This window comes from Variovorax sp. P4_D9 (assembly GCF_056401695.1).
The window spans coordinates 1-12,984 of sequence record NZ_JBFUIU010000192.1; the positions used below are offsets into that span (position 1 = coordinate 1).

The following is a 12,984-nucleotide window of genomic DNA, read 5'->3' on the forward strand; positions in this document are numbered from 1 at the left end:
GACCAGCAGCCGGGTCGGCTCGGCCGCCTGCTCGAACTGCGCCAGCAAGGCCGCCAGCGCCGGCGGCTCGTAGCAGAACAGGGAGACCACCCGCTCGCCCTGCCACGCGATGCCCTGCCGCTCCAGCCAGGCGGCGCGGTCGAAGCGCTCGCGCCGTGCCATCAGCCCGGCCCCGCGCAGCAGGCCGCCCGTGCGCCCGGTGAATCCCGGGTAGAAGAAGTGCTTTGTCAGGCCGGCGCCGGGCTCCCGGAACATGGGGGAGGGCAGGCCGTGGAGGCGCTCGACGTACGGTTCCGCCGACAGGTATTCCAGGTTGACCCAGCGGTGGCTGGCGCCATCCCGGCGTCTTGCTTCGGCGAAGCGGGCGACGGCCTCGGGCGCGGGATCGCAGCCGAAGGCCTCGACCAGCACGTCCGGCGCCGGGGCCTCGGCGGCCGCGCGCGCGGCATCGTCCGCAGTCCAGTGGATGACCGCGACGCCCTCGCAGCCGTCCGGCGCCATCCACGCCAGCGCCGCCGGGTCGTCGATCCACAGCCGCACGGTGTCGCCCTCGGCGGCCAGCCCCGTCGCCAGGCGCCAGCAGACGCCGACGTCGCCATGGTTGTCGATCACCTTGCAGAAAATATCCCAGCGCATCGCGGGATACTCTACAGCCCCTCATGAAGACACCGGAGACAGCGCCCATGTCACACCATTCGGCCGAAATCCTCTGGCAGCGCGGCGACCAGGATTTTCTGGCCAACCGCTACAGCCGGCGCCACACCATCCGCTTCGACGGCGGCGCCGAATGGGTCGGCTCGTCCTCGCCCCACGTGGTGGCGCTGCCCTGGTCGGACGCCTCCGCGGTCGATCCCGAAGAGGCCTTCGTCGCCGCGCTGTCGAGTTGCCACATGCTGTGGTTCCTGTCGATCGCGGCCTCGCGCGGCTTCTGCGTCGAGCGCTATGCCGACAGCGCCAGCGGGAAGATGGGGCGTAACGCCGACGGCAAGATCGCGATGACCGTCGTCACCCTGCACCCCGAGGTCCGGTTCTCGGGCGACAAGCTGCCGTCGCCGGAGCAGCACGAGGCGATGCACCACTCGGCGCACGACCAGTGCTTCATTGCCAACTCGGTCCGGACCGAGGTGCGCTGCGAACCGGTGCTGGCGGCCGCCACGCCACAATAAAGACGATGTCAGAGACCCGATCCGCGCATTCCGACCAACTGCTCAGCGAAGTGGCGGCCCTGCCGCAACTGCCCGGCGTCTACCGCTACTTCGATGCGGCGGGCGCGGTGCTCTACGTGGGCAAGGCGCGCAACCTGAAGAAGCGCGTCGCCAACTATTTCCAGAAGAACCATAGCGGCACGCGCATCGGCCACATGATCTCGAAGATCGCCCGCATGGAGACCACGGTGGTGCGCTCCGAGGCCGAGGCGCTGCTGCTCGAGAACAACCTGATCAAGTCGCTCAAGCCGCGCTACAACATCCTCTTTCGCGACGACAAGAGCTACCCGTACCTGAAGATCGCCTCGCACACCTTCCCGCGCCTGGCCTACTACCGCGGCGCGGTCGACCGCAAGCACCGCTACTTCGGCCCCTACCCGAGCGCCTGGGCGGTGAAGGAATCGATCCAGCTGCTGCAGAAGGTGTTCAAGCTGCGCACTTGCGAGGACACGGTCTATGCCAATCGCACACGGCCCTGCCTGCTCTACCAGATCAAGCGCTGCACCGCGCCCTGTGTCGGCCACATCGCGCCCGAAGCCTACGCGCAGGACGTGGCCAACGCCGAAGCCTTCCTGATGGGCGACACGCAGGCCGTGCTGACGCAGCTCGAGGCCCGCATGATGGCGCATGCCGAAAAGCTCCAGTTCGAGCAGGCGGCCGAGCTGCGCAACCAGATGTCGGCCTTGTCGCGCGTGCTGCACCAGCAGTCGATCGAGATCGCCTCCGACAAGGACGTCGACATCCTGGCGGTCAAGGTGCAGGGCRGCAAGGCCTGCGTCAACCTGGCGATGGTGCGCGGCGGCCGGCACCTGGGCGACCGGGCCTACTTCCCGGTGCACGTCGAGGACGCGTCGCAGATCCAGCACGCCGAGGCCGAGGGCGACGACAGTCCGCAACCGGCCGATGCGGTCGAGGTGCAGGTGCTCGAGGCCTTCATCGCCCAGCACTACATCGACGTCCCGGTGCCGGCCACGCTGGTGCTCAGCGAGCCCGTGAGCCGCGAGCTGATCGACGCGGTGGGGCAGCAGGCCGGGATCCGCATCACGGCCGTGTTCCAGCCGCGCGAGCAGCGCCGGCACTGGCTCGAGATGGCCTGCAAGAACGCCGGGCTGCAATTGGCGCGGCTGCTGGCCGAGGAAGGCTCGCAGCAGGCCCGCACCCGCGCATTGGTCGATGCGCTCGAACTGGCGCCCGATGATCTCGACAATTTCCGCGTCGAGTGCTTCGACATCTCGCACACCGCTGGCGAAGCGACGCAGGCCTCGTGCGTGGTCTTCGAGCATCACGCGATGCAGAACCGCGAGTACCGCCGCTACAACATCGATGGCATCACGCCGGGCGACGACTACGCCGCGATGCGGCAGGTGCTACATCGGCGCTACGGCAAGCTGGCCGAGGCCATGGCGGCCGAGACCGATGCGCCGCCGGCCGGCGATGCGGGCGGGGTCGGCAGCGATGCGCCGCCGAACACCCGTTCGGCGCGCATGCCCGAGCTGGTGCTAGTCGATGGCGGCAAGGGCCAGGTGTCGATGGCGCGCGAGGTGTTCAGCGAACTGGGGCTGCCGCTGTCGCTGATCGTCGGCGTCGAGAAGGGCGAGGGCCGCAAGGTCGGCCTCGAAGAACTGGTGTTCGCCGACGGCCGCGAGAAGGTCTACCTGGGCCGCGACTCGGCGGCGCTGATGCTGGTGGCGCAGATCCGCGACGAGGCGCACCGCTTCGCGATCACCGGCATGCGTGCCAAGCGCGCCAAGGTGCGGGTCGGCGGCAGTCAGCTCGAGGACATCCCGGGCATCGGGCCCAAGCGGCGCGCGCGCCTGCTGCAGCGTTTCGGCGGCATCCGCGGCGTGGCGGCGGCGAGCGTCGAGGACATCGCGTCGGTCGACGGCATTGCCTTCGACCTGGCCGAAGAGATCTACCGCGCGCTGCACTAGGCCGCCGCCGGGCCGCCCCAAGGCGGCCTGCGGCCCCCCTCGCGGGGCAGCGACCCACACGCAGTAGGGGGAGCGTGGGGCGATTCCGCCCGGCCCCTATACTCAAGCGCAATGTTCTGGACCTTGCCGACGATCATGACCTGGACGCGCATCGTCGCGATCCCCTTGATCGTGGGCGTGTTCTACCTGCCGCTGGCCGAGCCGATGCGCAACCTGATCGCCACAGTGATGTTCATCGTCTTCGCGGCGACCGACTGGCTCGACGGCTTCCTGGCGCGGCGCCTGAAGCAGACCTCGGCCTTCGGCGCCTTTCTCGATCCGGTGGCCGACAAGTTTCTGGTCTGCGCCTCGCTGCTGGTGCTGGTCCATCTGAACCGTGCCGATGTCTTTGTCGCATTGATCATCATCGGCCGCGAGATCGCGATCTCCGCGCTGCGCGAATGGATGGCGCAGATCGGTGCCAGCAAGAGCGTTGCGGTGCACATGGTCGGCAAGGTCAAGACCGTGGTCCAGATGGTGGCGATCCCGTTCCTGCTCTTCGACGGCATCCTGTTCGATCGCATCGACACCGGCACCTGGGGCCAGTGGCTGATCTGGCTCTCGGCCGTGCTGACGGTCTGGTCGATGGTCTATTACCTGCAGAAGGCGATCCCCGAAATCCGGGCCCGCGCGAAATGAGCGCCACGGCCCGCTCGGCGGGCTGGCTGCGGGCGATGCCGACGGTCTTCGTGCTGATCTGGAGCACCGGATTCATCGTGGCGCGCTACGGCATGCCTTTTGCGCCGCCGCTCAAGTTCCTGGCGGTGCGCTATGCGCTGTCGACGCTTTGCTTCCTGGTCTGGGTGCGCTGGGCCCGGGTTGCCTGGCCGCGCGACCGCACGCAATGGGCGCATCTGGCTGTCACGGGCGTGCTGATGCAGGCCGGCTATCTCGGCGGCGTCTGGGCCGCCGTGCGAGCCGGCATGGGTTCGGGGCTGGTCGCACTGCTGGTCGGCATCCAGCCAGTCCTGACCGCGATCTGGCTGTCGATGCGCGGCGGCACCATCACCCGCGCGCAATGGGCGGGCTTGTTCCTCGGCTTCGCTGGACTGGTGATGGTGGTCTCGCGCAAGCTGGGGCAGGGCGGGGAAGTGAGCCTGCTGACCATGGCGCTGGCGCTCACGGCGCTGTTCTCGATCACGGCCGGAACGCTCTACCAGAAGCGCTTCCTCGCGCCCTGCGACGTCCGCAGCGCGAGCGCGATCCAGCTCGGGGCGGCCCTGCTCGTCACCTTGCCTTTCGCAGCCATGGAGTCCGACAGCATCCAGTGGAACCTGGCCTCCGGCGGGGCCATGGCCTGGTCGGTGCTGGCGTTGTCGCTGGGCGGCAGCTCGCTGCTCTACCTGTTGATCCAGCGCGGCACCGCCACGGCGGTCACCAGCCTGCTCTACCTGGTGCCGCCCTGCACGGCCGTGATGGCCTGGCTACTGTTCTCGGAGCCGATCACGGCGCTGACCATGGCAGGCATCGCGCTCACCGCGGTCGGCGTCAGCCTGGTCGTCAGGCGCTGAGCCGCTTCCACGGTTCGCGACGAAATCGCTCGATCAGGAAATCGATCAGGAGCCGGACGCGGCGCGGCGTCTTCGGGCGCCAGGGTGCGACCCACTGGATGTCGGCGTCGGGCATCGCGAATTGCGGCAGCACGCGCACCAGCTCCCCCGACGCCAGCTGCGGCGCAATGTCCCACAGGCTGCGCAGCATGATGCCGCGGCCCGACAGGCACCAGTCGCGCACCATCTCGCCCGAGTTGCTCGACAGCGGACCGCGCACGCGCACCCGTGCCGTCGTGCCGTCCCGGGCGTGGCGCAGGGTCCAGAGCGCGAACTGGCGTTCGTTGCCGTCGCTGTTCTCCCGCGTCACCAGGCAGTCGTGCGAAGCCAGGCCGGCAAGGTCCGCCGGCGTGCCGCGGTGCGCGAGGTAGGCGGGGCTGGCGGCCAGCACCCGCTGGTTGCGCGCGATCCGCCGCGCGACCCAGTCGCCGGCCCGCAGGGGCTGCGGCGTCCAGAGCCAGACCGCGCCGTCGAAGCCTTCGGCGCCGAGATCGGGCAGCTTCTCGGCCAGCATCAACTGGATCTCCAGACCGGGGTGCCGCTGGTTGAAGTCCGCCAGCACCGGGCCGAGCCAGCGGCGGCCGAAGCCGAAGGTGCCGACCAGCCGGATGGTGCCGCTCAACTCGCTCTGTCGCTCGCCCAGCTCGTTCTCGAGTGCGGCAAATCCTTCGAGCAGGCCCTTGGCATGCTGGCACACCGTCTCGCCATCGGGGGTGGCGCTGAGGCGGCGCGTGGTGCGATCGAACAGCCGCTGGCCGATCCGGGCCTCCAGCGCGCTCAGCCGCTTGGTCACGACCGAGGGCACGACGTCCAGTGCCAACGCGGCACCGGCCAGGCTGCCACGGCTGCGGATCGCCAGCACCAGTTCGAGGTCATTGCGGTCCATTGCTGCCATTCAGGAAATTATCAATTGGTTCATTGTTGCTTGATGCTCCGGGGGGCGCAACGCACAATCGGCTGCATGTTCGATGCCTTCACCTCTTTCGACCTGCCGCGCGACGGGGTTCGCGTGCATGGCCGCATCGGCGGCAGCGGGGCGCCCCTGCTGCTGCTGCACGGCCACCCGCAGACCCACGCCAACTGGCACCGCGTGGCACCTCGCCTGGCGGCGCATTTCACGGTGGTCCTGCTCGACCTGCGCGGCTACGGCGATTCGGGCCGGCCGCCGGCCGACGCGGCGCATCGGGCCTACAGCAAGCGTGAAATGGCGCTCGATGCGCTCCACGCGATGCGGCAGCACGGCTTCGAACGCTTCGGCGTGCTGGCGCACGACCGCGGCGCGCGGGTCGCCCATCGGCTCGCGGCCGACCATCCTGAGGCGATCGACCAGCTGCTGCTGCTCGACATCGCGCCGACGCTCGCGATGTACGAGAACACCTCCGAGGCCTTCGCCCGGGCCTACTGGCACTGGTTCTTTCTGATCCAGCCGCCGCCGCTGCCGGAAGCGTTGATCGAGAGCGATCCGGAGCGCTATGTCCGCAGCGTGATGGGCGGTCGCCACGCGGGCCTGGCGCCCTTCGCGTCCGAGGCCCTGGCCGAATACGAACGCTGTGCCGCGATCCCCGGCAGCGCGCAGGCCATCTGCGAGGACTACCGTGCCTCGGCCGGCATCGACCTCGAACACGACCGGGCCGACATCGCCGCCGGCCGCAGGCTGAAGCAGCCGCTGCGCGTGCTGTGGGGCGAGCACGGCGCGGTCGGCCGCTCGTTCGACGTGCTGGCGCTGTGGCGCCAGCGGGCCGACGACGTAGCCGGCGGCGCCCTGCCGTGCGGACACTACATTCCCGAAGAGGCGCCGGTCGAACTGTTGACCGAAGCGCTTTCCTTCTTCAAAGCAAACCCGAGGACCCAGACATGAGCACCCAACGCATCGCAGTCATCGCCGGCGACGGCATCGGCAAGGAGACCATGCCCGAAGGCCTGCGCGTCCTCGACGCCGCGAGCCGCAAGTTCGGCATCGACCTGAAGTTCGACCACTTCGACTTCTCGAGCTGGGACTACTTCGAGAAGCACGGCAAGATGCTGCCCGACGACTGGAAGGACCAGATCGGTGGCCATGACGCAATCTACTTCGGAGCCGTCGGCTGGCCCGAGAAGATCGCCGACCACGTCTCGCTGTGGGGCTCGCTGCTGCTGTTCCGGCGCGAGTTCGACCAGTACATCAACCTGCGGCCGGCGCGCCTGATGCCCGGCATCGTGGCGCCGGTGGTGAGGCGCGACGGCACGCCGCGCCAACCCGGCGAGATCGACATGTACATCGTGCGCGAGAACACCGAGGGCGAGTACTCGAGCATCGGCGGGCGCATGTACGAGGGCACGGCGCGCGAGATCGTGATCCAGGAAACCGTAATGTCGCGGATCGGCGTCGACCGGGTGCTCAAGTTCGCCTTCGAGCTGGCCCAGTCGCGGCCCAGGAAGCACCTGACGAGCGCCACCAAGTCGAACGGCATCTCGATCACCATGCCGTACTGGGACGAGCGCGTGGCTGCGATGGCGAAGACCTATCCGGATGTCAAGCTGGACAAGTTCCACATCGATATCCTGACCGCGCACTTCGTGCAGCGGCCCGACTTCTTCGACGTCGTGGTGGCCAGCAACCTGTTCGGCGACATCCTGTCCGACCTCGGGCCGGCCTGCACCGGCACCATCGGCATCGCGCCGAGCGCCAACCTGAACCCCGAGCGCACTACGCCGTCGCTGTTCGAGCCGGTCCACGGTTCGGCGCCGGACATCGCGGGCAAGGGCATCGCGAACCCGATCGGCCAGGTCTGGTGCGGCGCCATGATGCTGGAATTCCTTGGCCACAAGGCCGCGCACGACGCCATCCTGGCCGCGGTCGAGAAGGTGTTGGCGCCCGGCAGCGGCGCGCCGCGGACGCCGGACATCGGCGGAACCGCAGGGACTGTTGATCTGGGTAAAGCGATTGCACAGGCGCTTTGAAAAGTAGTTCGCCAAAACGCCACTAAAATCGCGCTCCTCGCTGTGTTTCAGGGGGCAGCGTCGTATTGACACCCCCGAGACCAGTGGTTGTAATCCTTGTCGGCAGCGCGCTGCCGGCGCGTCAGAGCTGCCACCCACCACCTGCACCCACCCCCGTGGCGTCGTCACGGGGCTGGCGCCGCTTCTGACGACCCTGATCAACAATTTTTCTGCAAGGGGCCCTTGTGAACAAAACCGAACTGATTGAGCACATCGCAAAGAACGCCGACATCTCCAAAGCCGCCGCCACGCGGGCACTCGAATCCACCATCGGCGCCATTCGTACCACGCTCAAGAAGGGCGGTTCCGTGTCGCTCGTCGGTTTCGGCACCTTTGCGGTCGGCAAGCGCGCCGCCCGGACCGGCCGGAATCCCCGCACCGGCGACGCGATTAAAATCAAGGCTGCCAAGATCCCCAAGTTCCGTCCCGGCAAGGCGCTCAAAGACGCGCTGAACTGAGATATTGTTTAAGGTGGGGTGCTTAGCTCAGTTGGTAGAGCGGCGCTCTTACACGGCGTAGGTCGGGGGTTCGAGCCCCTCAGCACCCACCACCCGATGCAAAGGCGAACGGACCGTTCGCCTTTTTTCTTGCTGTTTCGCTATCCGTCCTAGAGAGTGCTCAAGCATGTTTGATTCCTTCCGCAAGTACAACAAGATCATCATGGTGTTCTTGTTCTTGCTGATCATTCCCTCGTTCGTGCTGTTCGGCGTCGACCGCTACCAAGGCGGCGGCCAGGGCGAGAAGGTCGCGCGCGTCGCCGGCGTCGACATCACGCGGCCCGAGTGGGACGCCCAGCATCGCAACGAGGTCGACCGGATCCGCCAGCAGGCACCCAACATCGAGCCGTCGCTGCTCGACTCCGACGCGGCGCGCTATGCGACGCTGGAGCGCATGGTGCGCGAACGGGTGCTCGCGGCGGCGGCATCGAAGTCCAACATGTCGGTCTCCGAGGAACGGCTGGCGCGCCTGTTCGCGAACGATCCGGGCCTGGCCAGCTTCCGCACCGCCGACGGCAAGTTCGACCGCGAGGCCTTCATGCGCGCGACCGGCCGCACGCCCGAGCAGTACGAAGCCTCGGTGCGCGCCGACCTCGCCACGCAGCAGGTGTCGCTGGGCGTATCGGGCACCGCCTTCGCGACGCCGGCGCAGGCCGCGGCCACGCTCAATGCCTTCTACGACCGCCGCGAGATCCAAGTCGCGCTGTTCAAGCCGGCTGATTTCGCGTCCAAGCTCAGCGTCAGCGATGCCGACCTGGAGGCCTTCTACAAGTCGCATGCGGCGCAGTTCCAGCAGCCCGAGCAGGCCAAGGTCGAATACCTGCTGCTCGATCTCGAGGCCGCCAAGAAGAGCATCTCGGTCAGCGAGGCCGATCTGCGCAGCTACTACGACCAGAACGCGGCCCGCTTCGGCAGCAAGGAAGAGCGCCGCGCGAGCCATATCCTGATCGCCGTGCCGCAAGGCGCGCCGGCCGCCGAACGCGAGCAGGCGCGCAAGAAGGCCGAGCAATTGCTGGCCGAGGTCCGCAAGACCCCCGGTTCCTTCGCCGAGCTGGCGCGCAAGAACTCGCAAGACCCCGGTTCGGCGGAGAAGGGCGGGGACCTCGACGTCGTGACGCGCGGCGCGATGGTCAAGCCCTTCGAGGATGCGCTCTTTTCGCTCAAGAAGGGCGAGATCAGCGGCGTGGTGGAAACCGAGTTCGGCTACCACATCATCCTGGTCGGCGATATCAAGCCGGCCGCGGTGCCGCCCTTCGACAAGGTGCGCGCGACGATCGAGAACGAGGTGCGCAGCCAGCAGGCGACGGCGGAGTTCGCCAAGGCTGCCGAGGCCTTCACCGACATCGTCTACCAGCAGCCCGACAGCCTGCAGCCGGCGGCCGACAAGCTCAAGCTGACGATCCAGACCGCGAACGACGTGGCCCGCACGCCTGCCCCGGGCGCTACCGGCCCGCTGGGCAACCGCAACTTCCTGAATGCGCTGTTCGCGCCCGACACGCTCGAGCGCAAGCACAACACCGAGGCCATCGAGATCGGTGCCAACCAGCTGGCCTCCGGGCGCGTGGTGCAATACGCGCCGGCGCGCACGCTGCCTTTCGACGAGGTCAAGGACAAGGCTCGCACGCAACTCATCGCGGAGCGCGCCGCAGCCCTGGCCCGGGCCGAAGGCGAATCGAAGCTGGCGGCCTGGAAGACGGATCCTGCCGGTGCGAGCTTCGGCGCCCCCGTCACAGTGTCACGGCTCGAGACGCAATCGCAGCCGCCGCCGGTGATCGAGGTCGCGCTGCGCGCCGACGCCGGCAAGCTGCCGGCCCTGGTCGGCGCCGACCTCGGCGCTCAGGGCTACGCCGTGGTGCGCGTGGTCAAGAGCGTGCCGCGCACGCCGCCGGCGGCCGATATGGCCAAGCAGGAGAACGAACAGGTCGCCCAGGCCGTGGGCGCGGCCGAGACTGCCGCCTATTACAACCTGCTGAAGGGTCGTTTCAAGGCCGAGATTCTGGTGCCGAAGCCTGCAGATTCGTCGCTGGGTGCCGGACGCTAGTTTTTTCACGCTACAATCGAGGGCTTGACGGTGGCTGTAGCTCAGCTGGTAGAGTCCCAGATTGTGATTCTGGTCGTCGTGGGTTCGAGTCCCATCAGCCACCCCATCTAAAGGCACAGAGACAGGCGCTTCACTGCTATAAAAGCAGTAGCAAGAATCGAGCAAACCCCTCAGAAATTCCCATTTTGGGAATTTGAGCGAGTCAGCCAGCCCCAGGTTCTTCCTGTCTTAATGTCGCGCACCGACCATTTGCTGATATTGAATTTCTTTCCAATTGCTCCATAAGAGCCAATTGAATTGAATATCTCCAGCACTTCGGATTCGGAAAGAACGGCCCGCCCGTTGTCCTCCCCCTTCGCGCCACGGTCCTTCGCCGCTCGGTCAGCGTTGTTGTCCCGCTGCCGCGCCGCGATGACATGCTCCGGATGGCAGCAAGGCGGGTTGTCGCAGGAGTGCATAACAACCTCCCCGGGCCRCAGAGACTCGCGGTTGAAGCGCTCCCAGGCCGTGCGGTGCACGCGCTCTCGACCCTCGTAGCCGTAGCCGTCGCTATCGATTTGGCCCTTCCAAGGCCAGCAACCTTGGGCGCCGGCCGCCATGTCGACCTGCGACCAGAACGGCGACTCAGCGGCGCCCGCCATGATGCTTTCTACAGTGTGTGGCGTCATAGTGCTTTTCTCCGGACCTCGCGGCTGCGCTCGTATACCCCTGCCGTGGTCTTCGGGTCTGCGTGCAAATCAGGCAAATCGCCAAATCGCAATTTGAAGTATGTCGTGTAGTGGCCGCGCAGGTCATGAAACGTGAAGCGTTCTTCAACAATGCGTTCGGCAATTGCTTGAGCCATTAGACGCGCCCACATCGCTTTGAAGCCGGACTCCGAGTAGGGGTTGCCGGTCTTCGGCGCGCGGAACACAGCGCCCATTGGGGAATAGCCTTTTTGGGCGCGCATGCGGTCCAAGACCTCCTTCAAGGCTGCGCTCACGCCCACCAGTTCCCGCTTGGTCTTGTTGCCGCGCTGCTTCGCGCGTTGCAGGCGCACAACTTCATCATCGACTTGAGGCCAGTGCAGTTTCAGGAACTCGGCCCGGCGATTTCCGGCCAGCGCGGCGAACTGGGCCATGGAGACGAGCACCACGGCGCTGGGCCCCTGCTTGAGTGCCCACGTAACAAAGGCGTCCAGTTCCTTCTTCTCGACAAGGCGGTCGCGCGGCTCCTCCGGGTTGCGGCTGACCTCCTTGCATGGGTTGTGCTCGATGTCCCCGCGCTCGACGGCCAGCTTGCACAGGTTCGACAACAGGGCGAACTCCCGATTGGCCACGATCGGCGCGCTCTCGCGCTCGACGCGCAGGTAGCGGGCAATGTGCTTCGGCTTGAGGGCTGCCACTGGCGTCTTGGCGAAGCGCTTCTCCAGCTCCTTCCAGTTGTCGCGGTACTGGGCCTTGGTGGTGTCGGCCAGCCGCTTGAACTCCCGGCGCTCCAGATACAGGCGCCAAAGGTGCGCGAAAGTGCCCTCGTCGGAGCCGCGGCCGGTCATGTCCAGCACCTTGCGCAGGGCCTCGCCCTTGTCCTGGCCGAGGTTGATCGGCTTGCCGCCGATCGGGTGGTAGCGGTAGGTGAATCCGCCGGCTTGGCGGGGGCGGGCTTCCATCCGTGGCAGGAGGCCCATCTGAGATTGGCGGTCGCGGTGCTTCAGCAGCACGTCATCGTCATCGAGGGCGATGCAGTGCGCGAGGACCGGACCGTCATCATCAACAAACCGGAGATGGATCCGGAGACGGGCATCACCTACCTGTCCAACGACCTGCAGCGCACGCGCCTGATGGTGTCGCTGGAGGACGTGCCGAGCAGCCCGAGCTATCGCGGCCAGCAGCTCAACGCCATGTCGGAGGCGGTCAAGGCCCTCCCGGCGCAGTACCAGGCCGCCGCACTTCCCTTCCTCGTGTCCCTCATGGATACGCCCTTCAAGAAGGAGCTGGTGGAAGCCATCCGCGCCGCGGCCGCGCAGGAGAGCCCGGAGGCGATCGAGCAGCGCATCAAGCAGGCCGTGCAGGACGCACTGGCCAAGGCGGGCAACGACCTGAAGGCGCGCGAGCTGGACCTCAAGGAGCGACTGACCGAGGCGCAGATCAAACAGATCATGGCGCAGGCAGTGCAGACCGGCGTGCAAGCCGCCTTCAGTGCGATGCAGGGCGGCGCCCAGGTGGCGCAGATGCCGCAGATTGCGCCGATCGCCGACGTCATCATGCAGGGCGCCGGCTACAGGCGCCCAAACCCGATGGGCGACGACCCGAATTTCCCGACGCCCGCCGGTGGCGTGCCGGTTATGGCGCCTGGCGCTGTGCCACCCGTGCACCAGAACACCAGCCCCGAGTTCCCGCCCATCCCTAGCGATGGCGCATCGCCCATGACAGGCATCGAGACGGCCAGGACCACGGACAACCTGCCGCAGGGAGAGCCGACGTGACGCTGCGATTCCCGCGCATCCGCGACATCGCGCTCGACACGAAGGTCTACGACGACGGCCACAAGGTCCAAGCCGTGGCCTCGTGGAACGGCCTGCGCTCCGTCTGGTGCCGTATCAGTGAAACAGACGACCCGCTGCCCAGCGGCGAGGTCGCGCAATGCCAGCGGCTTGCCATTCGCATGTTGCGCATCCTGGCATGGACACGCTGCGCGCCCGCGGCGCGCATGGTCGATCAGGCCAAGAAACGCGCGGCCAGGGCACGACACGCACGTCTTTCG

14 protein-coding genes and 2 tRNA genes are annotated in these 12,984 nt (G+C 67.2%); 12 read left to right on the forward strand and 4 right to left on the reverse strand.

What is annotated here, in order from left to right:
- Positions 1–636, reverse strand: a 636-nt coding sequence (gene earP / locus AC1DY5_RS20910) for an elongation factor P maturation arginine rhamnosyltransferase EarP (RefSeq protein ID WP_478114403.1), incomplete at its 3' end; no start/stop codon positions are given.
- Positions 637–683: 47 nt separating this feature from the next.
- Between earP and AC1DY5_RS20915 the strand changes: the two genes are divergently transcribed.
- The 4 genes from AC1DY5_RS20915 (at position 684) to AC1DY5_RS20930 (ending at position 4,686) form a co-directional block, all read left to right on the forward strand.
- Complete coding sequence (locus AC1DY5_RS20915; protein ID WP_478114404.1) at positions 684–1,166, forward strand: OsmC family protein; 483 nt, start codon at positions 684–686, stop codon at positions 1,164–1,166.
- Between the two features lie 5 nt (positions 1,167–1,171).
- Positions 1,172–3,136 (forward strand): excinuclease ABC subunit UvrC, encoded by a 1,965-nt coding sequence (uvrC, locus tag AC1DY5_RS20920; protein WP_478114406.1) that lies wholly within the window; start codon positions 1,172–1,174, stop codon positions 3,134–3,136.
- A gap of 111 nt (positions 3,137–3,247) precedes the next feature.
- Positions 3,248–3,814 (forward strand): CDP-diacylglycerol--glycerol-3-phosphate 3-phosphatidyltransferase, encoded by a 567-nt coding sequence (gene pgsA / locus AC1DY5_RS20925; protein ID WP_478114407.1) that lies wholly within the window; start codon positions 3,248–3,250, stop codon positions 3,812–3,814.
- Positions 3,811–4,686 carry a DMT family transporter gene (locus AC1DY5_RS20930; protein ID WP_478114409.1) on the forward strand — a complete coding sequence of 292 codons (876 nt, stop codon included), beginning with the start codon at positions 3,811–3,813 and terminating at the stop codon, positions 4,684–4,686. The genes pgsA and AC1DY5_RS20930 overlap by 4 nt, the downstream gene beginning before the upstream one ends.
- Here the strand turns inward: AC1DY5_RS20930 and AC1DY5_RS20935 are convergent.
- Positions 4,676–5,611, reverse strand: coding sequence for a LysR family transcriptional regulator (locus AC1DY5_RS20935; protein ID WP_478114411.1), 936 nt, complete (start codon positions 5,609–5,611; stop codon positions 4,676–4,678). The two genes, AC1DY5_RS20930 and AC1DY5_RS20935, sit on opposite strands and share 11 nt — an antisense overlap.
- Before the next feature lie 75 nt (positions 5,612–5,686).
- Here AC1DY5_RS20935 and AC1DY5_RS20940 point away from each other — a divergent pair, with 75 nt between their 5' ends.
- The 6 genes from AC1DY5_RS20940 to AC1DY5_RS20965 all read left to right on the forward strand — a co-directional run bounded on the left by AC1DY5_RS20940 (position 5,687) and on the right by AC1DY5_RS20965 (position 10,348).
- A complete protein-coding gene (locus tag AC1DY5_RS20940; protein WP_478114412.1) occupies positions 5,687–6,583 on the forward strand; it encodes an alpha/beta fold hydrolase in 897 nt (298 codons plus the stop codon).
- Positions 6,580–7,665 carry a tartrate dehydrogenase gene (locus tag AC1DY5_RS20945; protein ID WP_478114414.1) on the forward strand — a complete coding sequence of 362 codons (1,086 nt, stop codon included), beginning with the start codon at positions 6,580–6,582 and terminating at the stop codon, positions 7,663–7,665. Before AC1DY5_RS20940 ends, AC1DY5_RS20945 begins: the two co-directional genes overlap by 4 nt.
- A gap of 224 nt (positions 7,666–7,889) precedes the next feature.
- Entirely contained in the window at positions 7,890–8,162 is a 273-nt protein-coding gene (locus AC1DY5_RS20950) for an HU family DNA-binding protein (protein WP_007830705.1), read from the forward strand.
- A gap of 16 nt (positions 8,163–8,178) precedes the next feature.
- Positions 8,179–8,254, forward strand: a tRNA-Val gene (locus tag AC1DY5_RS20955).
- Positions 8,255–8,328: 74 nt separating this feature from the next.
- Positions 8,329–10,242 (forward strand): SurA N-terminal domain-containing protein, encoded by a 1,914-nt coding sequence (locus AC1DY5_RS20960; protein WP_478114416.1) that lies wholly within the window; start codon positions 8,329–8,331, stop codon positions 10,240–10,242.
- A gap of 30 nt (positions 10,243–10,272) precedes the next feature.
- Positions 10,273–10,348, forward strand: a tRNA-His gene (locus AC1DY5_RS20965).
- A gap of 64 nt (positions 10,349–10,412) precedes the next feature.
- Here the strand turns inward: AC1DY5_RS20965 and AC1DY5_RS20970 are convergent.
- Entirely contained in the window at positions 10,413–10,910 is a 498-nt protein-coding gene (locus AC1DY5_RS20970) for an HNH endonuclease (RefSeq protein ID WP_478114418.1), read from the reverse strand.
- Positions 10,907–11,941 (reverse strand): tyrosine-type recombinase/integrase, encoded by a 1,035-nt coding sequence (locus tag AC1DY5_RS20975; RefSeq protein WP_478114420.1) that lies wholly within the window; start codon positions 11,939–11,941, stop codon positions 10,907–10,909. The genes AC1DY5_RS20970 and AC1DY5_RS20975 overlap by 4 nt, the downstream gene beginning before the upstream one ends.
- On the opposite strand from AC1DY5_RS20975, the gene AC1DY5_RS20980 reads away from it, so the two are divergent.
- Together AC1DY5_RS20980 and AC1DY5_RS20985 are read left to right on the forward strand one after the other, a co-directional pair.
- Complete coding sequence (locus tag AC1DY5_RS20980) at positions 11,927–12,706, forward strand: portal protein (protein WP_478114422.1); 780 nt, start codon at positions 11,927–11,929, stop codon at positions 12,704–12,706. The two genes, AC1DY5_RS20975 and AC1DY5_RS20980, sit on opposite strands and share 15 nt — an antisense overlap.
- Positions 12,703–12,984, forward strand: a 282-nt coding sequence (locus tag AC1DY5_RS20985) for a hypothetical protein (RefSeq protein WP_478114423.1), incomplete at its 3' end; no start/stop codon positions are given. The genes AC1DY5_RS20980 and AC1DY5_RS20985, both read left to right, overlap by 4 nt.